This is a genomic window from Streptomyces fradiae (genome assembly GCF_041270065.1).
Taxonomy (GTDB): domain Bacteria; phylum Actinomycetota; class Actinomycetes; order Streptomycetales; family Streptomycetaceae; genus Streptomyces.
On record NZ_CP065958.1, the window covers coordinates 4441075 to 4467317 of the forward strand.

The window sequence follows — 26243 nt, forward strand, 5'->3', positions numbered from 1 at the left end:
GGAGCTGCGAAGAGATGCGTATCGCTGTCACCGGATCCATCGCGACCGACCATCTGATGACCTTCCCCGGCTGGTTCAGCGAGCAGCTGATCGCCGACCGGCTCGACAAGGTCTCCCTGTCGTTCCTCGCCGACAACCTGGAGGTCAGGCGCGGCGGAGTGGCAGCGAACATCGCCTTCGGACTCGGCGTGCTCGGCCTGCGCCCGGTCCTCGTGGGCGCGGTCGGCGCCGACTTCGAGCCGTACCGGATCTGGCTGAAGGGCCACGGTGTGGACACTGACTCGGTGCGCGTCAGCGAGTCGCTCCACACCGCCAGATTCGTCTGTACCACCGACCGGGCGCAGAACCAGATCGCCACCTTCTACGCCGGGGCGATGGCCGAGGCCCGCGAGATCGACCTGCGGGACGTCCTCGCCCGCACCGGGCGGCTCGACCTGGTGCTCGTCTCCCCGGACGACCCAGAGGCGATGCTGCGGCACGCCCGTACGTGCCGTGAGCTCGGCGTGCCCTTCGCCGCCGACCCGTCGCAGCAGCTGGCCCGGCTCGACGGCGGCCAGGTGCGGGAACTGGTGGACGGGGCGCGGTTCCTGTTCACCAACGAGTACGAGACCGCCCTGCTGTCGGAGAAGACCGGCTGGAGCGAGGCGGAGGTCCTGGCCCGGGTCGGGACGTGGGTCACCACCCACGGCGAGGCCGGTGTACGGGTACGGGGCGAGGGCCGGTCCCCGCTCGCCGTGCCGGCGGTGCCCGCGGTCGCGGGCGTGGTCGACCCGACGGGCGTCGGCGACGCCTTCCGGGCCGGCTTCCTCGCCGGAACGCTGTGGGGTGTGCCCGAGCGGTGCGCGGCCCAGCTGGGCTGCGCGGTCGCCGCGACCGTCCTCGACTATGTGGGGACGCAGGAGTACCGGCTGCACCGGGACACCCTCCTGGACCGGATCCGCACGACGTACGGCGTCGGCTGCACGGCGACGCTCGTCACCCATCTGAGGGGGCTGGCATGAAGCCGTCCCTTCGTGAGGAGTTCGCGAGGCGGGTCGTCGTCGCCGACGGGGCGATGGGCACCATGCTCCAGGCCGCCGACCCGTCGATGGACGACTTCCAGCAGTTGGAGGGCTGCAACGAGATCCTGAACGTGACCAGGCCGGACATCGTACGGTCGGTCCACGACGCCTACTTCTCGGTCGGCGTCGACTGCGTCGAGACCAACACCTTCGGCGCGAACCTGGCGGCGCTCGCCGAGTACGGCATCGAGCAGCGCGTGTACGAGCTGTCGGAGGCGGGCGCGCGGATCGCGCGCGAGGCCGCCGACCGGCACACGGCGGCCGACGGGCGCCCGCGCTGGGTGCTCGGCTCGATGGGCCCGGGCACGAAACTGCCGACCCTCGGCCACGTCACGTACGAGCCGCTGCGCGACGCGTACCGGCAGAACGCCGAGGGGCTGCTCGCGGGCGGCGCGGACGCGCTGCTCGTCGAGACCTCGCAGGACCTGCTGCAGACGAAGGCGGCCGTTATCGGCGCACGGCGGGCGCTCGATGCCGCCGGCCTGGACCTGCCGCTGATCGTGCAGGTGACGGTGGAGACGACGGGCACGATGCTGCTCGGCTCGGAGATCGGCGCCGCCCTGACAGCGCTTGAGCCGCTGGGCATCGACATGATCGGCCTCAACTGCGCCACCGGCCCCGCCGAGATGGCCGAGCACCTGCGCCACCTGTCCCGGCACGCCCGTATCCCGGTCTCCGTGATGCCGAACGCCGGCCTGCCGGTCCTCACCTCGGACGGCGCCCACTATCCGCTGTCGCCGGTCGAACTGGCCGATGCCCAGGAGGCGTTCGTACGGGACTACGGCCCGGCCCTGGTGGGCTGCTGCTGCGGTACGACGCCCGAGCACCTGCGGGCGATCGTGGAGCGGGTGCGGGGCGCGGCCGTGGCGGACCGCACGCCGGTCGTCGAACCGGGGGCCTCGTCGCTCTACAGCCATGTGCCGTTCCGCCAGGACACCTCGTACCTGGCGATCGGTGAGCGGACGAACGCCAACGGCTCGAAGAAGTTCCGCGAGGCCATGCTGGAGGGCCGCTGGGACGACTGCGTCGAGATGGCCCGGGACCAGATCCGCGAGGGCGCGCACATGCTCGACCTGTGCGTGGACTACGTGGGCCGGGACGGCGCCGCCGACATGGCGGAGCTGGCAGGGCGGTTCGCGACGGCCTCCACGCTGCCGATCGTGCTCGACTCCACCGAGGTGGGGGTGCTGCGGGCCGGTCTGGAGAAGCTGGGCGGCCGGGCGGTGCTCAACTCGGTCAATTACGAGGACGGTGACGGGCCCGAGTCGCGGTTCGCGCAGGTCACGGCGTTGGCGCGGGAGCACGGTGCGGCGCTGATGGCCCTGACGATCGACGAGAAGGGCCAGGCCCGGACGGTCGAGGACAAGGTCGCGATCGCGGAGCGACTCATCGAGGACCTGACGGGGAACTGGGGGATCAGGGAGTCCGACATCCTGATCGACACCCTCACCTTCACGATCTGCACGGGCCAGGAGGAGTCCCGGGGCGACGGCATCGCCACGATCGAGGCGATCCGTGAGCTGAAGCGCCGGCATCCGGATGTGCAGACGACGCTGGGGCTCTCCAATATCTCCTTCGGTCTGAACCCGGCCGCGCGGATCGTCCTCAACTCCGTCTTCCTGGACGAGTGCGTGAAGGCGGGCCTGGACTCGGCGATCGTGCACGCGTCGAAGATCCTGCCGATCGCGCGCCTGGAGCCGGAGCAGGTCGAGGTCGCGCTCGATCTCATCTACGACCGGCGGCGGGAGGGCTATGACCCGCTGCAGAGGTTGCTTGAGCTGTTCGAGGGCGCGACGGCGAAGTCCCTGAAGGCCGGGAAGGCGGAGGAGCTGCTCGCGCTTCCGCTGGAGGAGCGGCTGAAGCGCCGGATCGTCGACGGCGAGAAGAACGGCCTGGAGGCGGATCTGGACGCGGCGCTGGCCGGACGGCCGGCGTTGGAGATCGTCAACGAGGTGCTGCTCGACGGCATGAAGACCGTCGGGGAGCTGTTCGGCTCGGGGCAGATGCAGTTGCCGTTCGTGCTGCAGTCGGCCGAGGTGATGAAGACGGCGGTGGCCTATCTGGAGCCGCACATGGAGAAGTCCGACGCGGAAGGCAAGGGCACGATCGTCCTCGCGACCGTCCGCGGTGACGTCCATGACATCGGAAAGAATCTCGTCGACATCATCCTGTCGAACAACGGCTACAACGTGGTCAACATCGGGATCAAGCAGCCGGTGTCGGCGATCCTGGAGGCGGCCGAGGAGCACCGGGCCGATGTGATCGGGATGTCGGGCTTGTTGGTGAAGTCGACCGTGATCATGAAGGAGAACCTGGAGGAGCTGAACGGCCGCGGCCTGGCCGACCGCTTCCCGGTGATTCTGGGTGGCGCGGCGCTGACCAGGGCGTATGTCGAGCAGGACCTCCACGAGCTGTATGACGGCGAGGTCCGTTACGCCCGTGACGCCTTCGAGGGCCTGCGCCTGATGGACGCGCTGATGGGCGTCAAGCGGGGCGTCCCCGGAGCCGTACTGCCGCCGCTGAAGCAGCGGCGCGTACCGAAGCGCGAGACGCCCGTCCTGGACGTGCGCGAGCCGGAGCCCGGCGGCCGTTCCGACGTCGCCGCCGACAACCCCGTACCCGAGCCCCCCTTCCTCGGGACGAAGGTCACCACCGGCATCCCGCTCGCCGAGTACGCCCCCTGGCTCGACGAGACCGCCCTTTTCAAAGGCCAGTGGGGACTGAAGGACGCCGCGACCGTCGAGACGGAGGGCCGGCCGCGGCTGCGCGCGCTGCTCGACCGGATCGAGCGCGAGAACCTGGTCGAGGCGGCCGTCGTCCACGGCTGGTTCCCGTGCGTGTCCAAAGGCGACGACCTGATCGTCCTGGACGAGGACGGCAGCGAGCGCACCCGCTTCACCTTCCCGCGCCAGGAGCGCGGCCGGCGGCTCTGCCTGGCCGACTTCCACCGTGCCGCGGACTCGGGCGAGGTGGACGCGGTCGCCTTCCAGGTCGTCACGGTCGGGTCGAGGATCGGCGAGGAGACGGCGAAGCTGTTCGCTGCCGACGCCTACCGTGACTACCTCGAACTGCACGGCCTCAGCGTCCAGTTGGCGGAAGCCCTTGCCGAGTACTGGCACGCGCGGGTGCGTGCCGACTGGGGCATCGGCGGTGCCGACCCCGCCGGCCTGGGCGGCATGCTGCGCACCGAGTACCAGGGCTGCCGCTACTCCCTCGGCTATCCCGCCTGCCCCGATCTGGAGGACCGGGCGAAGATCGCCGAACTGCTCCGGCCGGAGCGGATCGGGGTCGTGCTGTCGGAGGAGTTCCAGCTGCACCCCGAGCAGTCCACGGACGCGATCGTCGTCCACCACCCGGAGGCGAGCTACTTCAACGCGGGAGGCCGCAGGTGACCCCCACGTACTCCTTCGAGTTCTTCCCGCCGAAGACCGACAAGGGCGAGCGGACGCTGTGGGAGGCCATCCGGCGGGTGGAGGCGCTCGCCCCGGACTTCGTCTCCGTGACGTACGGCGCCGGCGGCTCCTCCCGCGACCGCACCATCGACGTCACCCAGCGCATCGCCGCCGAGACCACCCTGCGGCCCGTCGCCCACCTGACGGCGGTCGGGCACTCGGTGGCCGAGCTGCGCGCCATCATCGGCGCCTATGCGGACGCCGGCGTCCGGGACGTCCTCGTCCTGCGCGGCGACCCTCCGGGCGACCCGCGCGGGGAGTGGACGCCGCACCCGGACGGCTTCACCCACGCGTACGAACTCGTCGAGCTCGTACGGGCGTTGGGGGAGTTCCGGATCGGCGTGGCGGCCTTCCCCGAGGGGCATCCGCGCTCGCCGGACGCCGCGAGCGACATCCGGCACTTCGTCGCCAAGTGCCGGGCGGGCGCGGACTACGCGATCACGCAGATGTTCTTCGACCCGGAGGACTATCTGCGGTTCCGTGACCGGGTCGCGGCGGCCGGCTGCGAGACCCCGATCATCCCGGAGATCATGCCCGCCACCGACGTACGGCAGATCCGCCGCTTCGCCGAGCTGTCGAACGCCGCTTTCCCCGAGGACCTGGCGCACCGCCTGGAGGCGGCGAAGGACGACCCGGCCGCCGCGTACCGGATCGGCGTGGAGCACGCGACGGCGATGGGCCTGCGGCTGCTCGACGAGGGTGCGCCCGGCCTGCACTACATCACGCTCAACAAGAGCACCGCGGCCCTCGAAATCCACCGATCGATCCAAGCCTCAAGGAGCTTCGCACGTGTCTGAGTTCACTGATTTCAAGGTCGCTGACCTCTCGCTCGCGGAGTTCGGCCGCAAGGAGATCACCCTCGCCGAGCACGAGATGCCGGGTCTGATGGCGATCCGCCGCGAGTACGCGGCCGCCCAGCCGCTGGCCGGCGCCCGCATCACCGGCTCCCTCCACATGACCGTGCAGACGGCTGTCCTCATCGAGACGCTGGTCGCGCTCGGCGCCGAGGTCCGCTGGGTCTCCTGCAACATCTACTCGACCCAGGACCACGCCGCCGCGGCCATCGCGGCCGCCGGCATCCCGGTCTTCGCCTGGAAGGGCGAGACCCTGGAGGAGTACTGGTGGTGCACCGAGCAGGCGCTGACCTGGCCGGGCCCGCAGGGCGGCCCCAACATGATCCTGGACGACGGCGGCGACGCGACGCTGCTCGTCCACAAGGGTGTGGAGTACCAGAAGACGGGAGTCCTGCCGGAGGCCTCGAACGAGGAGCTGGCGGTCGTACGCGCCCTCCTGGAGACCACCACCCTGGACTGGTCGTCGATCGCCGCCGGCATCCGGGGCGTGACCGAGGAGACCACGACGGGTGTGCACCGCCTGTACGAGATGCACCGCGACGGCGCCCTGCTCTTCCCCGCCATCAACGTGAACGACGCCGTGACGAAGTCGAAGTTCGACAACAAGTACGGCTGCCGCCACTCCCTCGTCGACGGCATCAACCGGGCCACCGACGTCCTCATCGGCGGCAAGACGGCCGTCGTCTGCGGTTACGGGGATGTCGGCAAGGGCTCGGCGGAGTCCCTGCGCGGCCAGGGCGCCCGGGTCATCGTCACCGAGATCGACCCGATCTGCGCGCTCCAGGCCGCCATGGACGGCTACCAGGTCGCGACCCTGGACGACGTCGTGGAGACGGCCGACATCTTCATCACGACCACGGGCAACAAGGACATCATCATGGCGTCCGACATCGCCCGCATGAAGCACCAGGCGATCGTCGGCAACATCGGCCACTTCGACAACGAGATCGACATGGCCGGCCTCGCCCGCACCCCCGGCATCGTCAAGGACGAGGTCAAGCCCCAGGTCCACACCTGGACCTTCCCCGACGGCAAGGTCGTCATCGTCCTGTCCGAGGGCCGCCTCCTCAACCTCGGCAACGCGACCGGCCACCCGTCCTTCGTGATGTCGAACTCCTTCGCCGACCAGACCCTGGCCCAGATCGAGCTGTTCACGAAGACCGGCGACTACCCGATCGGCGTGTACACCCTCCCCAAGCACCTGGACGAGAAGGTCGCCCGCCTCCACCTCGACGCCCTCGGCGTGCGGCTCACGACCCTCCGCCCGGAGCAGGCGTCGTACATCGGCGTCCCGGTGGAGGGCCCGTACAAGCCGGACCACTACCGCTACTGAGGCCGTATGTGTACCGACACCGACACCGACACCGGCACCGACGTCGACGTACGTGACCCATGGCTCCCGGACCGGCTCCTGACCACGGAACGGGACCTGTTGATGCCGCTGCTCCGGCGCACGCCGGAGGAGGCGTACGCCAACCGCACCGCCTGCCCCGGCTGGACCGCGCGGCAGGTGCTCGCGCACTGCGGGGCCGCGCTCGTCAGGATCGTCGAGGGGCGGCTCGAGGAGGGCGTGTTCCTGCCGGAGGCCAACGCCTGTGACGTGGCCGAGCGCGAGGACTGGCCGCTCGGGCGGGTCCTCGACGAGCTGGAGCGCGGCTTCACCGAGGCCGGCCCGGTGATCGCCGAGCGGGCGGACGGCCGGCTCGACGCGGTCGCGCTCGGCGAGTGGGTGCACGCCGGGGACGTACGGGAGGCCTTCGGCGAGCCCGGCGCCTACTGCGGCGAGGCCCTGGACCTGGCCCTGCCGCTGCTCTCCGTCACCAGCCGCAAGCGGGAGACCCCGCGTCTGGTCGGCGTCCTGGCGGACCGGGGCGGCGGCGAGGTCGACCTCGGCAACGCCGTCGAGGGCCGGGCCCCGGCCCGCTTCCACGGCGACGCGGCCACCTTGATCCGCATCTACTCGGGACGCCCGCTGGTCAGGACGCGCTACGAACTGACGGGCGCGACGGAGCAGGAACTTCTCATCTACCGCTGAGGGCGGCGGGCCCCGGTCCCCACGGACCGGGGCCCGCCCCTTTCACTCACGCCAAAGAAGAGGACCCGTATGCCCACGCTCGACCGGCTTCTGCGCGCCCAGACGGACGCGCGGCCCGACGCCACCGCCGTCGTCTACGGCGACGACACCCTCTCCTTCCACGAGCTCCACGAGGGCGCCGCCGTCCTCGCCACGTACCTCCGCACCCTCGGCGTCACCGCCGACCAGCGGATCGGCGTCCACGTCGAACCGTCGCTCGAACTGGTGATCGGCACGTGGGGTGTCGTGCTGTCCGGTGGCGCCTATGTGCCGCTCTCGCCGGAGTACCCGGAGGAGCGGCTGCGCTACATGATCGAGGACAGCGGCGCCCGGATCGTCTTCACCCAGGAGGCCTTCCGCGACCGCGTCGCCGAGCTCGCCCCGCCCGGCACCGCCGTCGTCACCCTCAAGGACGCCGTCCAGTACGCCTGGCGCACCGCAGGTGACGAACAGCCCATCATCGACGCCGAGTTGGAGCCGTCGCAGCTCGCGTACGTCATCTACACCTCCGGCTCCACCGGCAAGCCCAAGGGCGTGATGGTCGAGCACCGCTCGATCGTCTCCCAGATGGAGTGGATGGCCGCCGAGCATCATCTCGGCCCGGGCGAGACCGTCGTCCAGAAGACCCCGATGAGCTTCGACGCCGCCCAGTGGGAGATCCTCGCCCCGGCCGTCGGCGCCCGCGTCGCCATGGGCCCGCCCGGCGTCTACCGCGACCCCGAGGGCCTGATCGACACCGTGCGGCGGCACGACGTCACCATGCTGCAGTGCGTGCCGACCCTCCTCCAGGCGCTCGTCGACACCGAGCGCCTCGCCTCCTGCACCAGCCTGCGCCGGGTCTACTCGGGCGGCGAGATCCTGTCCCGGAACCTCGCCGTGCAGGTGCTCGGCGAGCTGCCGGACGCCGACCTGGTCAACCTGTACGGCCCCACCGAGTGCACCATCAACGCCTCCTCGCACACCGTCGACCGCGCCACGGTCGCCGCCGGACCGGCCGCGATACCGATCGGCAGACCGGCGTACGCGACCGCCTTCCACATACGGGACGGCGAGCTGTGCATCGGCGGCGTCCAGGTGGCGCGGGGGTACCTGGACCGGCCGGAGCTGACCGCCGAGAAGTTCGTCACCGGCAAGGACGGCCAACGCCTCTACCGTACGGGCGACCTGGCCACCCTCAACAAAGACGGCACCGTGCAGTTCGCCGGCCGCGCCGACAACCAGATCAAGCTGCGTGGCTTCCGCGTCGAACTCGACGAGGTCGCCCTCGCCATCGAGGACCACGACTGGGTCAAGAACGCCGCCGTCATCGTCAAGAACGAGCCGCGCACCGGCTTCCAGAACCTGGTCGCCTGCGTCGAGCTGTCCCCCAAGGAAGCCGCCCTGATGGACCAGGGCAACCACGGCGCCCACCACCAGTCCAAGGAGTCCAAGCTCCAGGTCAAGGCGCAGCTGTCCAACGCGGGCACCCTCGACGCCGCCGCCCTCGCCGGCCGCCCCGTCGTCGAGCTCCCCGGCCGCACCGCGAGCGAGCGGACGCGCCGTACCGTCTTCGCCCGCAAGACATACCGCTTCTACGACGGCGGCCCGGTCACCCGCGCCGACATCCTCACCGCCCTCGGCCGCCGCCCCGAGGCCATCGGCTCCCGCGCCCTCGGCACCCTCACCGCCGCCGACCTCGGCGAGATCCTGCGCTGGTTCGGCCAGTTCCACAGCGAGGAGCGGCTGCTCCCGAAGTACGGCTACGCCTCGCCGGGCGCGCTCTACGCGACCCGCCTGTACGTGGAGCTGCGCGGCGTCGCGGGCCTGGAGCCCGGCACGTACTACTACCACCCGGTCCACCACCAGCTGCATCTGATGGAGCCGATGGAGCCGATGGATCCGATGGAGCCGGGGTCGGGTGACGGGGAGGCCTTCGTCCGCTTCGGCTTCCACGGCACCTGGGAGGCGATCGAGCCGGTCTACAAGAACAACATCCGCGAGGTCCTGGAGATCGAGACCGGCCACATGGTCGGCCTCTTCGAGGAGATCCTGCCGCCGCTCGGCCTGGACATCCGCCCGGTGTGCGGCGGAGCGGGCACCGAGCTGGCGACCTTCGAACTCACCCCGTACGACGGGGAGTCGGCGTGCGGACCGGAGGTGGATCTGTACGTTCAGGCGCACCCGGGCCGGATCGCTGACCTGGAAGCGGGCCAGTATGCGTACGAGGGCGGCGAGTTGGTACGGATCGCCGACGGGCAGGTGGAGAAGAAGCACGTCATCGCGATCAACCAGGCGGTGTACGAGCGGGCTTCGCTCGGCGTGACGGTCATCAGCCGGGCTGGTCGGGGCGCCGAGGCCTGGCGCTCGTACATCGACCTCGGCCGCGCCCTCCAGCGGCTCCAACTCGGCGCCCACGGCCTCGGGTTCATGTCCTCCGGCTACAGCTCGACGTCCGGCCACCCGCTGCCCGCCGCGCGCCGCATGGACGAGGTCCTGGCGGGGGCGGGCCGGCCGACCGGGCCGTCGTACTTCTTCGTCGGCGGCCGGGTGAGCGAGGAGCAGCGGCTCGACGAGGGCATGTACGAGGACACCGTCCACATGAAGGGCCCCGCGGAGATGATCCGCGACGACCTGGTCCGGCAGCTGCCCGACTACATGATCCCCAATCGGGTCGTCGTCCTCGACCGGCTGCCGCTGTCCGCCAACGGCAAGGTCGACACCAAGGCGCTCGGCGAGCTCGCCCTCGTCAACGCGGGCCTGCACGGCCGCCCGCACGTCCCGCCCCGTACGCGCACCGAGCAGCGGCTCGCGGAGATCTGGGCGGCGGCGCTCAAGTACGAGGAGGTCGAGGCGGTCTCCGTCCAGGACGACTTCTTCGAGTCCGGCGGCAACTCGCTGATCGCGGTCGCGCTCATCACCAGGATCAACAAGGAGTTCGGCGCCTCGACGCTGCCGCTCCAGATCCTCTTCGAGTGCCCGACGATCGAGAAGCTCGCCCACCGCGTGGACGGCGCCGCCGCGGCCCCCGCCTCCCGACTCGTACGGCTGCACGCGACCGGCGCGCAGTCGCCCGTGTACTGCTGGCCCGGGCTCGGCGGCTACACCATGAACCTGCGCTTCCTGGCGGAGGAGATCGGCCTCGACCGCCCCTTCTACGGGGTGCAGGCGCACGGCATCAACCGGGGCGAGAGCCCGTACGCCACCATCCGCGAGATGGCCGAGGCCGATGTCGCCGCGATCCGGCGCCGCCAGCCCTCGGGCCCGTACACCCTGTGGGGCTACTCCTTCGGCGCCCGCGTCGCCTTCGAGGCGGCGCACCGGCTGGAGGCGGCGGGGGAGCAGGTGGAGCACCTGTTCCTGATCGCGCCGGGGTCGCCGAAGGTGCGGGCGGAGTCGGCGGCGGGCGGCGCCTCGTACGCGAACCCCGGCTTCACCCAGATCCTGTGGTCGGTCTTCGCGGGCGCGCTGGGGGAGGTGCCGGCGTCGGTGTCGGACACGGAGTCGTTCGTGAAGCATGTGGCGGAGAGCTTCCCGGCGCTTGACCCGGAGCTGGTCGGGCGGATCGTCGCGATCGTCGAGAAGACCTTCGAATTCACGTACACCTTCCGCGAGTTGACGGAGCGGACGGTGTCCTGCCCGGTCACCGTCTTCAAGGCGCGCGGCGACGACTACTCCTTCCTGGAGGGGGCGACGGGCTGGTCGGAGCGCCCGCCGACGGTGGTGGAGCTGGACGCGGACCACTACGGGCTGCTGCGGGCGCCGGAGCTGAAGGAGCTGGTGAAGAAGATCCGCTACCGGCTGGGGAGGTAGCGGAGAGGCAGGCGGCCGGGTCGTTCGTTCGGCCGTGGTGGCCGTGCGGGGTGGGGGCCGGGCTGGTGTGCTGGTGGTCGGCACTCCGCCCTTCCCCTTCCCCCGTACGGGAGCACCCATGGCCGTCATCGTCACCGTAGAGATCCCCGGCGGCACCGAGGAGACCTACCGCCGCACCACCGAGCAGATCACCTCGGCCCCCTGGTTCCCGATGCCGGGGTTCCTCGCCCATGCGGCCGGCCCGGACGGGTCCGGCGGCTGGCGGGTGGTGGACTTCTGGGAGTCGGAGGCGGCGTTCCAGGCGTTCGCGGAGAAGGCTAGGCCGATCTTCGAGGAGATGGGGATGCCCCCGGTGATGCCGAAGGTGGACGAGGCGGTGCAGGTGATCCTGAACCCGTAGGCCGCACGATCGCGGTAAACCGATTGCGGCGGGGCGGGCAGCGGCGGCACCCTACGGGCCATGACCGCCATCACCTTCCCCGCCGCTGCTGCTTGCCACGTCGTCGCCGCCGCGCGCCGACAGCAGCAGCCCGGCACCCCCGGAGGCGCGACCCCACCCGTCGCGTGATCACCGCGGCGGTCGCCGGCCTGCTCGCCGGCTACGGCATCGCGATCCCCGTCGGCGCGGTCGGCGCCTACCTCGTCGCCGTCACGGCGCGCACGGGCTGGCGCACCGGCGCCGCGGCCGCGCTCGGCGTCGCGACGGCGGACGGCGTGTACGCGCTGCTCGCGGTCGCGGGCGGCTCGGTCCTCGTCCCGCTGCTCACGCCGGTGATGACGCCGCTGCGGTGGGTCTCCGCCGCGGTCCTGGTGGTCCTCGCGGTCCGCGCCGCCTGGACGGCCGTCCGCGCCCACCGCGCCGGCGCGCTCGCCTCCCGCGACGACGGCGCCCCCGGCCCCGGCCCGGCCCGCGCCTACCTCACCTTCCTGGGCATCACGATCCTCAACCCCATGACGGTGATCTACTTCGCCGCCCTCATCCTCGCGACCGGCCCGGCCGCCCCGTCCTCCGCCCCCGAACGCACCGCGTTCGTCCTCGCCGCCCTCCTCGCCTCCGCCAGCTGGCAACTCCTCCTCACCACCGGCGGCACCCTCCTGGGCCGCACCCTCACCGGCCCCCGCGGCCGCCTGGCGACCGCCCTCGCGTCGAGCACGCTGATCGTGGTGCTCGCGGTGCGGCTGGTGGGGTGAGAGCGGATCCCACGGATCCCGCCGTGCGGGCGGGTCACCGCACCACGTCGAAGACCTGCTTCTGCACCCCGTTCGCGTACGCCTCCTGCTCCACCAGCTCCAGCTTCTGCGCGTCCTTGTCCGTCGTGCTGAAGAGCCGCTTGCCCGCGCCGAGGAGGAGCGGGAAGACGAGCAGGTGGTAGCGGTCGATCAGGTCCGCGTCCGCGAGGGCGCGGACCAGGGTCGCGCTGCCGTGGACGATGATCGGGCCGCCCTCGGTCTCCTTCAGGGCGGCGACCTCGTCGAGGGAGCGCAGGATCGTCGTCTCGCCCCAGTTCGACACCAGGTCGTCCTCGCCGAGGGTGGTGGACACCACGTACTTCGGCATCTCCTTGTAGTCGGCGAAGTCCGCCATGTCGGGCCACACCGGGCTGAACGCCTCGTAGCTCGTACGGCCGAGCAGCATCGCCGTGGCCTCCTGCTGCTCGCGGCCCTTCAGCTCGAAGGCCTCGGGCAGGAACTCCGTGTGCTTGAAGGTCCAGCCGGAGTTGCGGTAGCCGGGCTCGCCGCCCGGGGCCTCGACGACGCCGTCGAGCGAGACGAAGGCGGAGGCGATGAGCTTGCGCATGGTGTGTCCTCGGGATCTCGGTGATGTCTGTGGTCTCACGTACGTCTCACGTACACCTACTACGACCCATGATCACCGGGAAACTCATCGGTCGTCGGCCCGATCCGCCGGACGGATGTTCTGGTTGTGGTGGAAGACGTTCTCCGGGTCGTACGTCTTCTTCACCTCCGCCAGGCGTTCGTAGTGCCCGCGGTACGTCGCCTTCACCCGGTCCCGGGACTCGTCCTGGCCGATGAAGTTGACGTACGAGCCGCCCATCGACTGCGGGTGCAGCGCCTCCCAGTAGTTCACCGCCCAGTCGCGGATCGCGCCCGCGTCGCCCGGCTCCGGGCTGATGCCGGCGATCACGCCGGACCAGACCGCGTCGCGGTAGGCCCACGCCGTGTCCACCGGGCCGAGCCGGTGGGCGGCGCCGTCGACCGGGTAGAGGTGCATGGTCGACAGTTCGCTCGGGATGTCCTCCAGGAAGGAGCGGTGCACGTCGATCGCGTCGTCCGTGATCCGGTCGAAGAAGTCGCCGCGCCAGTACCACTGCAGCCCCTTCGGGATCAGCTCGTCGAACATCGACTGGATCCCGGGATACGGGACGGGCGTCGCGAAGTGGAAGGCGGGCGGGGCGGGGTCGGAGACCGGCACGAACAGCTTCGCCAGGCTCTCCTCGTCCGTCGGCCCGGTCGTGCACCACACCACGCCGCACATCTTCTTGTGGTGGATCTCCTCCGGGAACGGCGGCCCCGGCGCCACCACCAGCGTGGCGAAGAAGCCGTTCAGGTCCTCGGCCGCGGCCGGCAGGAACTCCCGGTACCAGCGCAGCACCGCGCCGATGTGCTCCGGCTCCCACAGCGTCACGCCGAGCCCGACGGTGTCCACCGGGTGCAGCGCGAAGCGGAAGGCGGTGACGACGCCGAAGTTGCCCCCGCCGCCGCGCAACGCCCAGAAGAGGTCCGGGTGTTCCTCGGCGGAGGCGGTGACGGTGGTGCCGTCCGCGAGCACCACGTCCGCGGCGAGGAGGTTGTCGATGGTGAGCCCGTACGCCCGGGTCAGATGCCCGTGCCCGCCGCCCAGCGTGAGCCCGCCGACGCCGGTCGTCGACATGATCCCGGCGGGGGTCGCGAGCCCGTGACCGTGCGCCTCGTGGTCCAGGTCGCCGAGCCGGCTGCCGCCGCCGACCAGCGCGGTCCGGGACCGGGGATCGACCCGTACCCAGCGCAGCCCGTGCGACAGGTCCACGACCAGCGCGTCGTCGATCATGCAGAGCCCGGCGCCGCTGTGCCCGCCGCCGTAGACGGAGAGGTCGATGCCGTTCTCGCGGGCGAAGCGCACCGCCGCCCGTACGTCCGTCTGGTCCGCGCACCGCGCGATCGCCGCGGGCCGCCGGTCGACCATCGCGTTGTAGACCGTGCGCGCCTCGTCGTATCCCGCGTCCTGCGGTCCGATCACCTCGCCCCGCAACCGCTCCCGCAGGGTCTCCACCGCCGTGCCGCCCATGACATGCCTCCGTGGCACCCCTGCCTGGCGGCCGCGCTACTTCTCCAGTTTCCGCCCACCGGCTGAGCACCGCGAGCTCATGACGCCCCGCGCCGACCGCCACGACATCACGGAGAGCACGGACCGCGCGGAGAGCAGCGACCCGACGCTCAGGAAGGACCCGACGGACCCGATCGAGAACGACGACCCGACCGAGCCGATGGACATGAAGGACCCGACGGACCCGATGGAGAGGAAGGAGTTCTTCGACCAGAGGGAGAGCGCCGAGCCGGAGCGCGTACGTGAGGACATGGTCCGAGCGTAGGCCGGTACGCGCCACGGGCCCACCCGGCGCGACGGTGCTGCGGCGGGTGGGCCCGGGGTGGGTGCGGTGTGCGGTGTTGTGGCGCCGCGGGGCCGCGGGGGCTACTTCAGGGCGGCGAGGGCGGCCTCGTAGTTGGGCTCCTGGGAGATCTCGTTGACGAGCTCCGTGTGGAGGACCTTGTCGTCCTCGTCGAGAACGACGACCGCGCGGGCGGTCAGGCCGGCCAGCGGGCCGTCGGCGATGGAGACGCCGTAGTCGGTGTGGAACTCGCGGCCGCGGAGGGTGGAGAGGTTCTGCACGTTCTCCAGGCCCTCGGCGCCGCAGAAGCGGGCCTGCGCGAAGGGCAGGTCCGCGGAGATGCAGAGCACCACGGTGTTGTCGAGGTCGGCGGCGCTGGCGTTGAAGGCGCGGACCGACGCGGCGCAGGTGGGGGTGTCCACGCTCGGGAAGATGTTGAGGACCTTGCGCCGGCCCGCGAAGTCCTTCAGCGACTTGTCCGCGAGACCCTCGCCGACCAGGGTGAACGCGGGAGCCTGGCTGCCCGCGGCGGGCAGGGTGCCGTCGACCGTAACGGGGTTGCCCTTGAGCGCGACCTGCGCCATGAGGATCTCTCCTTCGACTGAGTGCTGCTGGTGCTGAGGATGGTGGTGCCGTCAGCTGTGATCAGCCGCCGACGGCCCGATCGTATTCCGCTCGGCGACGGCCAGGGGTGAACAACTTCTGAACTGCTAAGTTCAGTTGACGAACCGAGACCGATCGGTCTAGTTTCCTCGGCGTCGAGTCGAACCCTCTTCAGCAGGAGGCGCAATGACCGCCATCACGGCCACGTACATCGGCACGGCCACCGTGCTGCTCCGCATCGGCGAGCTGACCGTCCTCACCGACCCCGCCTTCGACGCGGCCCCCGCCGACTACCCGGCGGCCCGCCCCCTCCACCGGACCGCCGGCCCCGCCCTCGCCGCCGACGCGCTGCCGCCGGTCGACCTGGTGCTGCTCTCGCACGACCAGCACGCCGACAACCTGGACCGCACCGGCCGCGAGGTGCTCGGCCGGGCCGGGCTCGTCCTCACGACGCCGGAGGCCGCGGCCCGCCTCGGCGGCCGGGCGCAGGGACTGGCGCCCTGGGAGACCCGTACCGTCACCGCCGGCGCCACGACCGTCACCGTCACCGCGACCCCGGCCCGGCACGGCCCCGAGGGCACCGAGCAGGCCACCGGCCCGGTCACCGGCTTCGTCATCGAGTGGGAAGGCACGGCGCTGTACGTCTCCGGGGACACCGTCCGCCACGACGCGCTCGCCGAGATCGGCGCACGCTTCCCGCTCGACACCGCCTTCCTGCACTTCGGCGACGCGCACTTCCCGTCCACCGGCGACCTGGCGTTCTCGCTCAGCGCCGCCGAGGGCGCCGCCGTCGCCCGTACCCTCGACGCCCGCCGGGTGATCCCCCTGCACTTCGACTCCTGGGCCCACCTCGCCGAGGACCCGGCCCGCATCACCGCCGCCTTCGCCGCCGACCCGCACCTCGCGGACCGCCTGCGCTGGCTCGCGCCGGGCAAGGAGGAGACGCTGGACTGAGGAGAAGGGCGGTGCCATGGGCGGCAGCGACGTATGGGCGAGCGGCGAGGCGTACGAGCGGTACATGGGCCGCTGGAGCCGGCTCGTCGCCGCCCGGTTCACGGACTGGCTCGACCGTCCTGAGGGGCTCCGCTGGCTGGACGTGGGCTGCGGCACGGGCGCCCTGTCCGCCACGGTCGCGGACCGCTGCCGACCCCGCGCGCTCCTGGGCGTCGACCTGTCGGAGCCCTTCGTCCGTACGGCCCGGGCCCAGGTCCCGGCCGGCTCCTTCGCCGTCGCCGACGCGACGGCGCTCCCGGTGCCGGACAGCGCGTACGACGTGGCCGTCAGCGGCCTGGCCCTGAACTTCCTGCCCGAACCGGCCGCCGGCGCCGCCGAGCTGGCCCGCGCGGTCCGCCCCGGCGACGGCCTGGTCGCCGCGTACGTCTGGGACTACGCCGGGACCCCGGGCTTCCTGCGCCGCTTCTGGGACGCCGTCGCCACCGTCGACCCGGCCGCGGCCGTCGCCCTCGACGAGGGCCGCCGCTTCCCGGTCTGCCGCCCCGACCGTCTGCGCAGCCTGTGGACGGAGGCCGGCCTGACCGACGTCATGACCGCCCCGATCGACGTCCCCACCGTCTTCACCGGCTTCGGCGACCTCTGGGAGCCGTTCCTGGCGGGCCAGGGCCCGGCCCCCGCCTACGTCACCTCCCTCGCCCCGGGCGACCGCGACCGCGTCCGTACGGCGTACGCCGAGGCCGTCCCCCTCGAACGCGACGGCTCGATCGCGCTCACGGCGCGCGCCTGGGCGGTACGGGGCCGGAGGCCGGCCGGCTAGGGCCGCCACCCAGGGCGCGCCGGTTAGGGCCTCTGGCGGAGGGGCGGTCCCTCATGGGGGTGGGGAGAACGTTTCCGCAGTTCAGCGGCGCGTACGCCCCGGACATGATCACGACGCGCACGCACCCGTTACCTGCCCCCGCCCCCACCGGAGGTGGCCACCCGTGGCCCTCATCATCGTCGTCGCCGTACTCGCCCTCCTCGCGGGCCTCGCCGCGAACCGCTGGCTGCGCCCGCGCCTGGTCAACGCCGACGACGACGAGGGCATGGCGGTCAAGGACCTCGTCGGCCCGCTCCTCACCATGACCGTCCTGCTCCTCAGCTTCGTCCTCGTCACCGCCAACGGCTCGTACGGAAAGGCCGAGGTCGCCTCGCGCGGCGAAGCGCGGGCGCTTGACCAGATGGTCGAGTCCGCGGAGTACGCGCCCGCGGCGCAGCGCGCCCGGATCCAGGCCGACGCCGTCTGCTACGCCCGGGCCGTCCGTACACAGGAGTGGCCGGCCATGTCCGACGGCAAGGGCTCCACCGCCCCCAGCGTCTGGTCGACCGACGTCCGGGCCGCGTTCCGCCCGCTGGTGGGCACGCCGGTCTTCGGAATGGTGGTCGCCGCCGACAACAAGCGCTCCGACGAACGCGAGGAGCGCCTCACCCAGGCCACCGCCAGCATCCCCACCGCCGTCTTCTGGTTCCTGCTCTCCACCCTGGTCATCACGGTCGCGGCCCTCGGCATCTGCCTGCCCCGCCGCAACAACCGCGGCCAGCTCATCACCCTCGTCGTGATCACCGCGCTGCTGACCACGGCGCTTGTCATCATCAAGGACGTCGACCGCCCCTTCGGCGGCATCGTCGATGTCGAACCGACCGCGATCGCCGACACCGAACGCCAGGCCTACCGCGACTTCACCGCGCACCACCCGGCCGCCGAACTGCCCTGCGACGCCAACGGAATTCGCCGCGCGGCCTGAATGTCCTGCAACTAGACGTGGAGCTCCGGCGGGAAGCCCGTCCAGCGGAGCTCCGTCGGCAGGTGGCCGGTGTCGTTGAAGAGGAGCAGCGCGGGCGCGCGACCGGGGGCGTAACGGATCACGGTCAGCGCCGCGTTGGCGTGGTTGAGGCCCAGCCAGCGGGCCTCGGGCGCGTCGAGCGCGGCCCGTACCAGCCAGCCGATCAGGAAGTTGTGGGTCACGACGAGCTCGTGGCGCGGCTCGTCCCCGGCCACCGGCCCGGTGAACCGCGCGAGCGCCGCTGCCGCGAGCCCCGGCCCCTGCTCCCGTTCCGCCGCCGGGAACCCGCCCAGGAAGCCGAGCATCGCGTCCGCCGACTCCGCCGGCAGCTCCTCGCGCTTCGGCACGTACGGCACGTAGTCCCCGGCGGCCGGGTCGCACTTCAGCGGTACGCCGTCCAGCTGCTCCGCCACCAGCCGCGCGGTCTCCTCGGCGCGGGCCAGCGGCCCGTGGTGGATCGCCGCGAGCGGCACCCCGCGCAACCGCTCCCCGAGCAGCCCGGCCTGCCGCCGCCCGGCCTCGGTCAGCGCGCTCTCGTCGTCCGTGGCCTGACCGTGCCGGGCGAGGTAGAGGTAGCGGGCGGCGGTGGCGGTCATAGGGGGCCTCCAGGGGGTGGTCGATCAGACGTACCCCGGAACGGACGCGCTCTCCGCCGAAAAAGGTTCCCGGGACCGGTCACACTCCCCTCCCGGCATCCGTCAGTCCTCTGAGACCGACCGACCGCCCTGTGGAGAGAGTCATGCTGACCAACATCATGTACGTCACGCTCTACGTCACCGACCAGGACCGCGCCCTGCGCTTCTACACCGAGCAGCTCGGCCTGGAGAAGCGCATCGACTACCCCAACCCCGCCGGCCGCTTCCTCACCGTGGGCGTCCCGGGAACCCCGGTCGAGCTGCTCCTCTGGTCGCACCCGGCGGCCGCCGGCCAGCCGGCTGAGCGGGGCGCCACGCCCGGCCCGGTGATCCTCGAATCGGACGACCTGCGGGCGGACTTCAAGGTGTTCCGCGACCGCGGGGTCGTCTTCGACGAGGAGGAGCCGGAGGACTACGGCTTCGGCATCCGCATCGAGACGGCGGACCCGGACGGCAACCGCATCTCGCTGCGCCAGCGTCCGAAGGCGTGACGCCGCCACCCCGGCGGTACTCGTCCCCTGGAAAGGACCACTTCGTGACCGACTCTGTGATCACCTCCGTCATCGCCCGCCAGCGCGTCGACGACCTTGACGCGGCCGTCCCGTTCTACGAGCGCCTGACCGGCCGGACCGCCGAGCGGTTCGCCTTCGCGGGGGTACGGCTCGCGGCCGTCGGGTCGTTCCTGCTGTACAGCGGCCCGGACGAGGCCGTACAGCGGGTCGCCGGGGTGAGCGCCACCCTCACGGTCGGCGACCTGACGGCCGCCGTCGAGGCGGCGGTCGCGGCCGGCGCCACGGTGGTCATGCCGCCGCAGCCGACCCCGAACGGCCACCGCGCTGTCGTACGCCACCCCGAGGGCGGCGTCTACGAGTACGTCGGCCCCTGAGCGTCCTGAGCTCACCCGCTCAGGGGGCCCGTACACCGAGCCACTGCTCGGCGCCGTACTCCTCGTACCGCTTCACCTCCGTGAACCCCAGCTTCGCCGCGAGCCGCATCGAGGGCTCGTTGGCGGACCGGGTACGGAGCAGCGCCGATGTGCCGGGCAGGGCGCGGGCGAGCCAGTCGAGCGCGGCGGCGGACGCCTCGGCCGCGTATCCGTGCCCCCACGCCTCCGGCAGGAACAGATAGCCGAGTTCGGCCTCGGCCTGCCCGGGGTCGGGCCGGTCGAGGGTCGTGACCGTGCCGATCATCACCCCGCCGCACTCGACCACGAAGACGCCGGGCCGCTGCCCCGGCACCTCGGGCATGGCGCGTTCCAGCTCCTCGCGGGGCTGCGCGCCCCCGATGTACGTGCCCACCTCCGGCGACGCGAACAGCTCGACGAACGCCGCCCGGTCCCGGCCCTCCGAGGCGCGGAGCACGAGCCGTTCGGTACGGATCGGCGCGGGCGGCCAGGCGTCGGGCGCGAGTGCAGGTCCATTCATGCGCGCCAACGTACCCCGTACGTAAGCGAATTGATCGATGTCACCCCGTCTCGCCCGGTAGGCCCTTCGTCCTGGCATCGGTCTTCGCACCCGTGAGCCGGGCCCCGGCCAGCCGCGCGCCGCGCAGATCCGCGCCGCGCAGATCGGCGCTCCGGAGGTCGACGTCCCGCAGGTCGGCGCCGCGCAGATCGGCGTTCCGGAGCGAGGTCCGGGCCAGGGTGGCGCCGGTCTCGGCGAAGGTGTGGTCGGCGCCGCTCAGATTGGCACCGCTCAGGTTCGCGCCGGTCAGATCGGCCCGGGTGAGGTCGGCCTCGGCCAGATAGGCGTCGCGCAGGTTCACGCCGCGTAGGTCGGCGCCGGTCAGGTTGGTGCCCCAGAGCAGCGCGCCGACAAGTTCGGTGTTCCGGGCGATGAAACCGACGCTTTCGTCAGCCTTGCTGAGCACGGCACCGGAGAGATCGGCGAAGGGCAGCTGGGCGTGGGTGAAGTCCGAGCCGGTGAGGGTCGCGCGGGTCAGATCCGCGGTGTTGAGCGAAGCCTCGCGGAAGTCCGACTCCGACGCCAGCAGGTCGGTCAGCTTCGCGTCCTCCAGGGTGGCTCTGTAGAAGTCGGCCCAGGAGAGGTTGCTGTCGGACAGATCCGAGCCCGACAGATCCACGTAGCGGAAGTTGCGCTTGGCCGTGTCGAGGTCTCCGAAGACCGGGGCGTCCTCGTACTCGAGTCCTCGGAGGTCTACCTCCTTGAGGTCGACGAGAAAGGGCGTGGGCGTCACCCGGCGGTTGGCCAGCACGGTCAGCGCCGCGGCGACGTCCGAGGGCGGCACGTGCGGCTTGCCCGCCGGCGCCGGCTTCCTCGCGGACAGCGGCGCCCGGTCCCGTACGTAGGCGGACAGCACGGAGGTGACGGCGGGGTCGTCGCGCGGCGAGTCCTGCTCGATGCGGCCGAGGGCGTAGATGCCGCCGAGCCGCACGTGCGGCGACGTCGACGCCAGATTGGCGATGGCGGTGTTGAACCGGTCGGTGATCTGCCCGGTCTCGGCGACGCGCACCTCCTTGGCCGCCTGACCCACCTGCGCCCAGGTGAACCACACCGCCGCCACCGCGGCCAGCCCCGGCAACGTGGACGCCCCCAGCGCCCACCACTGCAACCGGCTCCCACGCGCCCCCGCCCCCGCCCCGGCCCCGGGCTGCGGCTGGGCAGCCGGGCCACCCTCCGCCCGCCCGGCCGCCTGCCTCCGCGCGAGCACCCGCAGCCGCCCCAGGTCCCACTTCCTCTGCACACCCCCATGCCACACCACACCCCCTCCCCCCGCCCGCCACACCCCGGCACTCGGCCTAACCCCACCGCCCGGGAGCGAGTCCTGTTCGCAGCCGATCCGGCCGGATACGATCGGGCGCCCCGCGAGCCCGTCGAGCGGGGCGTCGTCTTCTTTCGTTCTCCCACTCGCGACAGAAAGCTCTGACATGTCCCAGCCGCAGCTCGGTCCCCTCGCTCCCGTCGACAAGAAGAAGCCCTTCGCCGGGCTCACGCCCTGGCAGAAGGCGCTCTCGGTGCTCCCGCTGGCCCTGGTCGCCGTCGGTGGGCTGATCGGCGGCGTACTGGGCGCGCTGGCCATGCTCACCAACGTGAAGATCGCGCGCACGCAGCTGTCGACGCCCGTCAAGGTGATAGCCATGCTGGGAACCGCGGTCGCGGCTCTCCTCGTGTTCCTCGTGATCGCGGCCGCCCTCTCCGGCGCCCTGAACGGATGACGAGCGGCCCCGACTGGTCGGCCGAGTACCTCCGCCTGTCACGCGGCCACCGCCACGACCGCGTCATCCCCGGCCGTGGGGACACCTACGTGGACCCGGCGCATCCCCCGCTGACCGAGGCCCAGATCCGGGAGGCGGAGGGCGACCTGGGGATCACCTTCCCCGACGCCTACCGCGACCACCTGTCCCGCGTGAGCCGCGGCGCCGGCTTCCGCCCGCTGTGGCGGGGGCCGCGGGGCTGGGTCTGGTACGGCGACTCCGACACCAACTACGGCCTCCTCACCGAGCCGTTCCCGCACCCCGACTCGTACGCCGCGTACGACGCCGAGCTGGGCGACCGCGAGCCACCGCGCGAGGACGCGGCGGCCTGGGCGGCCTGGGACGACGAGTGCGGGGTCCTGGAGGAGCGGAAGACCGCCGGCGCCGTCTACCTCCAGGAGGGCGGCTGCGGCTTCAGCACCCTCCTGGTCGTCACCGGTCCGCACCGGGGCGAGATGTGGTTCGACAGCCGCGCCACGTGCGACCAGATCCTCCCGCTGAAGATCGCCGGCCGCCCGGCCACCTTCACGGACTGGCGCGACCGAGGTTTTCACCTGACCCCGTGGTGACTCGGGGCGGAGCCATCAGTTGGCCGGGCTCCCGAATATCGAGGCATGCCATCATCGGCAGATGGTGCTCATAGGGGAGTTCTTCCTCGCCGGAGACGACGAGTCCGCAAGGCGGGTAGGTCCGCGCAAGAGCCACGACTTTCCCGCCGTGCGATGTGACGGCATCTATCCGGATGACGCGGTTCCGAGGTGGGAGCTTCTGCTGACGGGGGCGGAAAGTCCCCTCAGGCATGTGGTGCCCATGGCCAACGACGGTTTCACCGTCTTCGCTGTTCCACAGCCGCTCCGCGCCGCGTTGATCGGCGCAGGAACGGATCGGCTTCGCACCACAGCCCTCACCTGGGCCGAGATCGTCACCGGGATAGGCGACGAGGTCTCTCCTGAGAACGCGGTCGACCTCCTTGAGCGTCTGGCGGCCTTGGCCGGCAGGCGCGCGGAGGAGGGCCTGACCCTGTACTGCTGGTACTGGGCGCCCTGACCCCTCAGGCCTCAGATCCCGCGCCGCACCGCCTCGACGAAGGGCGCCCAGGCGGCGGCGGTGAGGACGAGGACGGGGCCGGTGGGGCGCGTGGAGTCGCGGACGGGGACCAAGCCGGCGGCGTTGACGGCGACTTCGAGGCAGTTGCCGCCGGAGGTGTTGCTGTAGCTGCTCTTACGCCAGGTCGCGGCGCTCAGATCGATCCGGCTGCTTGCCATTTCGGTAACCCTCTGCCGCATCCTCGAGCAGGGCGAGGGACGCCTCCAGCGGCGAGGCGGCGGCCCTCAAGAGATCGTACGACCTCCGATACTGCTTCACGAGGGCCGGATCGTCGACGGTATTTCCGTGGTGCTGGCCCTCCATGTAGACGAGCGGAGGCGCGTCCGCGAAGTCGAGGATCATGGCGTTGCACAGCATCAGGGGGTGCGCCCCGGAGGTCCACGGGAGGATCTGTGCAAAGATCCGGCCGCGCCTGATCAGGGCGGCGATGTGGTCGAGTTGGTCGGCCATCTGGGGGCCGGGCATGACCGGCAGTCGCAGCAGGGACTCGTGCAGGACGACCGTGTACTCGGGCTGCTTGTGGTCCCGTTCGAAGAGCTCGGCGCGCTCAAGGCGGCCGGTGATCTTCTTCTCGATCTCCTCGGGCAGTTCCTGCGACCACTCGCCCCGGAACAGCGCTCGCATGTACGGGGCGGTCTGGAGGAGGCCCGGGAGCACGGTCGGCGCCCACTCTTCGATCGTCGTGGCGCGCTTCTCCGCCTCCAGCACGCGTTCGAAGTACGGCGCATGACCCTTCAGTCTCGCCTCGCGAGCGTCGTCGCAGCGCCGTTCGAAGAAGCCGTCCGTTTTGAGCTCGCGGTCCACGTGCCTGGCCAGGTCCAGCGGCATACTGCGCTCGCCGCGTTCGATCTCGCTCAGATACGTGATGCCGTAGAAGCTGCCCTCGACCAGTTTCTTCAACGTCAGGCCGGCCTCCTCCCTCTTGAAGCGCAGCTCCTTCCCGTAGAACTGCGGAACACCCGCCGAGCCGTCGATTTCCTTGCGCGCAGCCACCGTTGACCGCCTTTCGCACCTTGCTTCGTGGAGCGGGAAACCCTTCCACGGTAGGGCCAGGAGGCGGCAGCGTGTGAGGGGTTCGTCACTCCTGGCTACGAAAGGTGACATTCCCCATGACCCCCACGAACGACGACATCCGACCCGACATCGATGCATTGCGCGGCGCGCTCGCAGCTCACGGCATCACCCTGCCCTCCCTCGGCGTGGACCCGGTCACGCTCGCCGGGACGCACATCCGGCCCCCGCTCGTCGCGCTCGGGAACTGCACCGTGGCGAGTGCGCGCCAGCTGACCGCCGTGCTGCGGAAGGCGGCCGGCGGGTGAGGCTGCCGTTCGCGGTCGACCTCCTGGCCATTCCGAAGGCGGTTCCGGAGGTGCGGCGGATGCTGGTCGGGGACGAGTTGCGGCTCTGTGTGAGCGAGTTGCTGACGAACGTCATTCAGCACGTCGGCGAAGGCGCGCCCGTGACCGTACGGGTGACCGCCGCGCACTCCGGTGCGGTACGGCTCGCGGTCACCGATCCGGACCCGCGGGTGTGGCCCGTACTGCGGCAGGCGGGGGAGGGGGCTGGGGTTGGTGGAGGCGGTGGCGGTGCGGTGGGGGGTGGAGCAGGGGCCGTGCGGGAAGACGGTGTGGTGCGAGCTGCGTGGCGGCGGACCACCGGAACGGCCCCAGCGTCATGGAGTCCCCTCCGAAGGGACTTCTATGGGAGCCTGAGCGCATGAACGGCGATCTCGACGAAGGGAGCGAAGCGGCATGAGTCAGCCCGCCCACAACCCCGCCGCCGTACCACAGCCGCCCGTGCAGGCCGAGGCGATCCGTTCCGCGCTCGCCCAGGTTGCCCCTCACCTGCTTCCGCAGTTCGATCAGGATCGGGCGGCCGCCACCGCGCGCGCCCGCGCGGAGACGTCGGCGACACCACTGCGGGTGTTCGCAGAGGCCTGGGCGGTCGAGGTCGCCATCGCCCGGCACCCCGAGACTGCGGCCCGGCTGCGCGAGTTGGAGGCGGCCGCCGAGGAAGCCGCCGACCCGCCCGCCGCACTCGGTATCGCCGCCGAGATCAGTGGTATCCGCCGTGCTGCCGCAGTCGAGGCCGGCCTCGCCACGGGCGGCGGGTCCAGCCGGTGACCGATGAGTGGATGTGGGACTACGCGTTCCAGGCCGAGGATCAGGTCAGCTATCCCAAGCTGGTCCGCGACGAGGTGAAGGCCCTCGCTGACCAGATCGTCGACCTTGCCAACCTCGGCATCGACCCCTCCGAGCTCGGTGAGCCCACCCCCGGCACCGCCCGTCGGCACACGCTGCCGTGCGGCGGCTGGTTCGAGACCCAGGCTCTTCCCCGACTGAGGCCGCGGCTGATCGCCGTGGTGCTGATCGTGCCGCCACCGCACCTGCTCTGAACGCGGTGGTCGCGAGCCGCGCCACCATGTGCGGTATGACCGAGCACTCCCCCGAGTACACCCGCGCCCTGGACAACGCCGAGCCTGGGCATCCTGGAGCCGCTGCGCGGTCAGCTGCGGATCGCGCTGCACAACGGCGTGACCAAGGAGGAGATCGTCGAGGCGTTCATCCAGATGGCCGTGTACGCCGGTGTGGCCCGGGCCTTCGACAGCTACGCCGTGGCGCGCGAGGTCTTCGCCGAGTACGACGAGAAAGCCTGACGGGCGACCTCACCCCGCCGTCAGCGAACCCAGCGCCGCCCGCAGCCGCGCCCCCGCCTCCTCGGCGACCGGCGCCAGCTCCGGGCGGCCCGTCACCGACACCATCAGCTGCGGGTCCATCGCCTCGACGACGGTGCGGCCCGGGTCGCCGTCGGCGCTCCGGACCACCACGTTGCACGGCAGGAGCAGGCCGATGTGGCGGTCCGCCTGCAGGGCGCGGTGGGCGAGGGGCGGGTTGCAGGCGCCGAGGATGAGGTAGTCCTCGATGTCGGCGCCGATCTTCGCCTTCAGGGTCGCCTGGACGTCGATCTCGGTGAGGATGCCGAAGCCCTGCTCGGCGAGGGCCGCGCGCACGCGGTCGACGGCGTCCGCGAAGGGGAGGTCGAGGGTGACGGGGATGCCGTAGTCCATGGTGT

Annotated in this window: 30 protein-coding genes; 21 read left to right on the plus strand and 9 right to left on the minus strand. The window is 71.6% G+C overall.

The window, feature by feature from the left end; all coding sequences use genetic code 11:
- Positions 1–14 precede the first annotated feature (14 nt).
- From JAO84_RS20295 to JAO84_RS20330, 8 genes are all read left to right on the plus strand, one after another.
- Positions 15–1001 carry a carbohydrate kinase family protein gene (locus JAO84_RS20295; protein WP_370414141.1) on the plus strand — a complete coding sequence of 329 codons (987 nt, stop codon included), beginning with the start codon at positions 15–17 and terminating at the stop codon, positions 999–1001.
- Positions 998–4453 (plus strand): methionine synthase, encoded by a 3456-nt coding sequence (metH, locus tag JAO84_RS20300; protein WP_370414142.1) that lies wholly within the window; start codon positions 998–1000, stop codon positions 4451–4453. Before JAO84_RS20295 ends, metH begins: the two co-directional genes overlap by 4 nt.
- On the plus strand, positions 4450–5310 hold the full coding sequence (gene metF / locus JAO84_RS20305) for a methylenetetrahydrofolate reductase [NAD(P)H] (RefSeq protein WP_370414143.1): 861 nt from the start codon (positions 4450–4452) through the stop codon (positions 5308–5310). Before metH ends, metF begins: the two co-directional genes overlap by 4 nt.
- Complete coding sequence (gene ahcY, locus JAO84_RS20310; RefSeq protein WP_370414144.1) at positions 5303–6700, plus strand: adenosylhomocysteinase; 1398 nt, start codon at positions 5303–5305, stop codon at positions 6698–6700. Before metF ends, ahcY begins: the two co-directional genes overlap by 8 nt.
- A gap of 6 nt (positions 6701–6706) precedes the next feature.
- On the plus strand, positions 6707–7402 hold the full coding sequence (locus JAO84_RS20315) for a maleylpyruvate isomerase family mycothiol-dependent enzyme (RefSeq protein ID WP_370414145.1): 696 nt from the start codon (positions 6707–6709) through the stop codon (positions 7400–7402).
- Between the two features lie 69 nt (positions 7403–7471).
- Complete coding sequence (locus JAO84_RS20320) at positions 7472–11230, plus strand: amino acid adenylation domain-containing protein (protein WP_370414146.1); 3759 nt, start codon at positions 7472–7474, stop codon at positions 11228–11230.
- Positions 11231–11348: 118 nt separating this feature from the next.
- Positions 11349–11630, plus strand: coding sequence for an antibiotic biosynthesis monooxygenase (locus JAO84_RS20325; RefSeq protein ID WP_370414147.1), 282 nt, complete (start codon positions 11349–11351; stop codon positions 11628–11630).
- A 164-nt stretch (positions 11631–11794) separates the two neighbouring features.
- Positions 11795–12421 carry a LysE family transporter gene (locus tag JAO84_RS20330; protein WP_370414148.1) on the plus strand — a complete coding sequence of 209 codons (627 nt, stop codon included), beginning with the start codon at positions 11795–11797 and terminating at the stop codon, positions 12419–12421.
- Positions 12422–12455: 34 nt separating this feature from the next.
- On the opposite strand, the gene JAO84_RS20335 is transcribed toward JAO84_RS20330, so the two are convergent.
- Both JAO84_RS20335 and JAO84_RS20340 read right to left on the minus strand, forming a co-directional pair.
- Positions 12456–13028 carry a dihydrofolate reductase family protein gene (locus tag JAO84_RS20335; RefSeq protein WP_370414149.1) on the minus strand — a complete coding sequence of 191 codons (573 nt, stop codon included), beginning with the start codon at positions 13026–13028 and terminating at the stop codon, positions 12456–12458.
- Between the two features lie 84 nt (positions 13029–13112).
- Positions 13113–14516, minus strand: coding sequence for an FAD-binding oxidoreductase (locus JAO84_RS20340; protein WP_370414150.1), 1404 nt, complete (start codon positions 14514–14516; stop codon positions 13113–13115).
- A gap of 79 nt (positions 14517–14595) precedes the next feature.
- Between JAO84_RS20340 and JAO84_RS20345 the strand changes: the two genes are divergently transcribed.
- Positions 14596–14820, plus strand: a complete 225-nt coding sequence (locus JAO84_RS20345) for a hypothetical protein (protein ID WP_370414151.1) — start codon at positions 14596–14598, stop codon at positions 14818–14820.
- A 101-nt stretch (positions 14821–14921) separates the two neighbouring features.
- Here the strand turns inward: JAO84_RS20345 and tpx are convergent, their stop codons facing one another.
- A complete protein-coding gene (gene tpx / locus JAO84_RS20350; protein WP_265863721.1) occupies positions 14922–15422 on the minus strand; it encodes a thiol peroxidase in 501 nt (166 codons plus the stop codon).
- 205 nt (positions 15423–15627) lie between these two features.
- Between tpx and JAO84_RS20355 the strand changes: the two genes are divergently transcribed.
- The 3 genes from JAO84_RS20355 to JAO84_RS20365 all read left to right on the plus strand — a co-directional run bounded on the left by JAO84_RS20355 (position 15628) and on the right by JAO84_RS20365 (position 18176).
- Positions 15628–16395: an MBL fold metallo-hydrolase gene (locus JAO84_RS20355; protein WP_370414152.1), complete on the plus strand. Its 768-nt coding sequence runs from the start codon at positions 15628–15630 to the stop codon at positions 16393–16395.
- A 16-nt stretch (positions 16396–16411) separates the two neighbouring features.
- The gene (locus JAO84_RS20360) at positions 16412–17212 is read left to right on the plus strand and encodes a class I SAM-dependent methyltransferase (RefSeq protein WP_370414153.1); all 801 of its coding nucleotides are present in this window, start codon (positions 16412–16414) and stop codon (positions 17210–17212) included.
- Positions 17213–17375: 163 nt separating this feature from the next.
- Entirely contained in the window at positions 17376–18176 is an 801-nt protein-coding gene (locus JAO84_RS20365; RefSeq protein ID WP_370414154.1) for a hypothetical protein, read from the plus strand.
- Positions 18177–18187: 11 nt separating this feature from the next.
- On the opposite strand, the gene JAO84_RS20370 is transcribed toward JAO84_RS20365, so the two are convergent.
- The gene (locus JAO84_RS20370; RefSeq protein WP_370414155.1) at positions 18188–18811 is read right to left on the minus strand and encodes a histidine phosphatase family protein; all 624 of its coding nucleotides are present in this window, start codon (positions 18809–18811) and stop codon (positions 18188–18190) included.
- A 143-nt stretch (positions 18812–18954) separates the two neighbouring features.
- Between JAO84_RS20370 and JAO84_RS20375 the strand changes: the two genes are divergently transcribed.
- Together JAO84_RS20375 and JAO84_RS20380 are read left to right on the plus strand one after the other, a co-directional pair.
- Entirely contained in the window at positions 18955–19341 is a 387-nt protein-coding gene (locus JAO84_RS20375) for a VOC family protein (protein ID WP_265863725.1), read from the plus strand.
- Between the two features lie 44 nt (positions 19342–19385).
- Positions 19386–19736 carry a VOC family protein gene (locus tag JAO84_RS20380; RefSeq protein WP_370414156.1) on the plus strand — a complete coding sequence of 117 codons (351 nt, stop codon included), beginning with the start codon at positions 19386–19388 and terminating at the stop codon, positions 19734–19736.
- Between the two features lie 19 nt (positions 19737–19755).
- Here JAO84_RS20380 and JAO84_RS20385 read toward each other — a convergent pair whose 3' ends face one another.
- Together JAO84_RS20385 and JAO84_RS20390 are read right to left on the minus strand one after the other, a co-directional pair.
- Positions 19756–20274, minus strand: coding sequence for a GNAT family N-acetyltransferase (locus JAO84_RS20385; RefSeq protein ID WP_370414157.1), 519 nt, complete (start codon positions 20272–20274; stop codon positions 19756–19758).
- Positions 20275–20314: 40 nt separating this feature from the next.
- Positions 20315–21553: a pentapeptide repeat-containing protein gene (locus JAO84_RS20390; RefSeq protein ID WP_370414158.1), complete on the minus strand. Its 1239-nt coding sequence runs from the start codon at positions 21551–21553 to the stop codon at positions 20315–20317.
- Positions 21554–21737: 184 nt separating this feature from the next.
- Here JAO84_RS20390 and JAO84_RS20395 point away from each other — a divergent pair, with 184 nt between their 5' ends.
- From JAO84_RS20395 to JAO84_RS20405, 3 genes are all read left to right on the plus strand, one after another.
- Positions 21738–22025, plus strand: a complete 288-nt coding sequence (locus JAO84_RS20395) for a hypothetical protein (protein ID WP_370414159.1) — start codon at positions 21738–21740, stop codon at positions 22023–22025.
- Complete coding sequence (locus JAO84_RS20400; protein ID WP_370414160.1) at positions 22022–22633, plus strand: SMI1/KNR4 family protein; 612 nt, start codon at positions 22022–22024, stop codon at positions 22631–22633. The genes JAO84_RS20395 and JAO84_RS20400 overlap by 4 nt, the downstream gene beginning before the upstream one ends.
- A 61-nt stretch (positions 22634–22694) precedes the next feature.
- Entirely contained in the window at positions 22695–23111 is a 417-nt protein-coding gene (locus tag JAO84_RS20405) for a hypothetical protein (protein ID WP_370414161.1), read from the plus strand.
- A gap of 11 nt (positions 23112–23122) precedes the next feature.
- Here JAO84_RS20405 and JAO84_RS20410 read toward each other — a convergent pair whose 3' ends face one another.
- Entirely contained in the window at positions 23123–23329 is a 207-nt protein-coding gene (locus JAO84_RS20410) for a DUF397 domain-containing protein (protein WP_370414162.1), read from the minus strand.
- A complete protein-coding gene (locus JAO84_RS20415) occupies positions 23286–24164 on the minus strand; it encodes a helix-turn-helix domain-containing protein (protein WP_370414163.1) in 879 nt (292 codons plus the stop codon). The genes JAO84_RS20410 and JAO84_RS20415 overlap by 44 nt, the downstream gene beginning before the upstream one ends.
- Before the next feature lie 116 nt (positions 24165–24280).
- On the opposite strand from JAO84_RS20415, the gene JAO84_RS20420 reads away from it, so the two are divergent.
- The 4 genes from JAO84_RS20420 to JAO84_RS20435 all read left to right on the plus strand — a co-directional run bounded on the left by JAO84_RS20420 (position 24281) and on the right by JAO84_RS20435 (position 25827).
- Positions 24281–24490, plus strand: coding sequence for a hypothetical protein (locus tag JAO84_RS20420; protein ID WP_370414164.1), 210 nt, complete (start codon positions 24281–24283; stop codon positions 24488–24490).
- Between the two features lie 432 nt (positions 24491–24922).
- Positions 24923–25294: a hypothetical protein gene (locus JAO84_RS20425; protein ID WP_370414165.1), complete on the plus strand. Its 372-nt coding sequence runs from the start codon at positions 24923–24925 to the stop codon at positions 25292–25294.
- Complete coding sequence (locus tag JAO84_RS20430) at positions 25291–25566, plus strand: hypothetical protein (RefSeq protein ID WP_370414166.1); 276 nt, start codon at positions 25291–25293, stop codon at positions 25564–25566. The genes JAO84_RS20425 and JAO84_RS20430 overlap by 4 nt, the downstream gene beginning before the upstream one ends.
- A gap of 114 nt (positions 25567–25680) precedes the next feature.
- Positions 25681–25827, plus strand: coding sequence for a carboxymuconolactone decarboxylase family protein (locus JAO84_RS20435; protein WP_370416818.1), 147 nt, complete (start codon positions 25681–25683; stop codon positions 25825–25827).
- Positions 25828–25836: 9 nt separating this feature from the next.
- Here the strand turns inward: JAO84_RS20435 and JAO84_RS20440 are convergent, their stop codons facing one another.
- Positions 25837–26238, minus strand: coding sequence for a DUF302 domain-containing protein (locus JAO84_RS20440; protein WP_370414167.1), 402 nt, complete (start codon positions 26236–26238; stop codon positions 25837–25839).
- Positions 26239–26243: the final 5 nt, after the last annotated feature.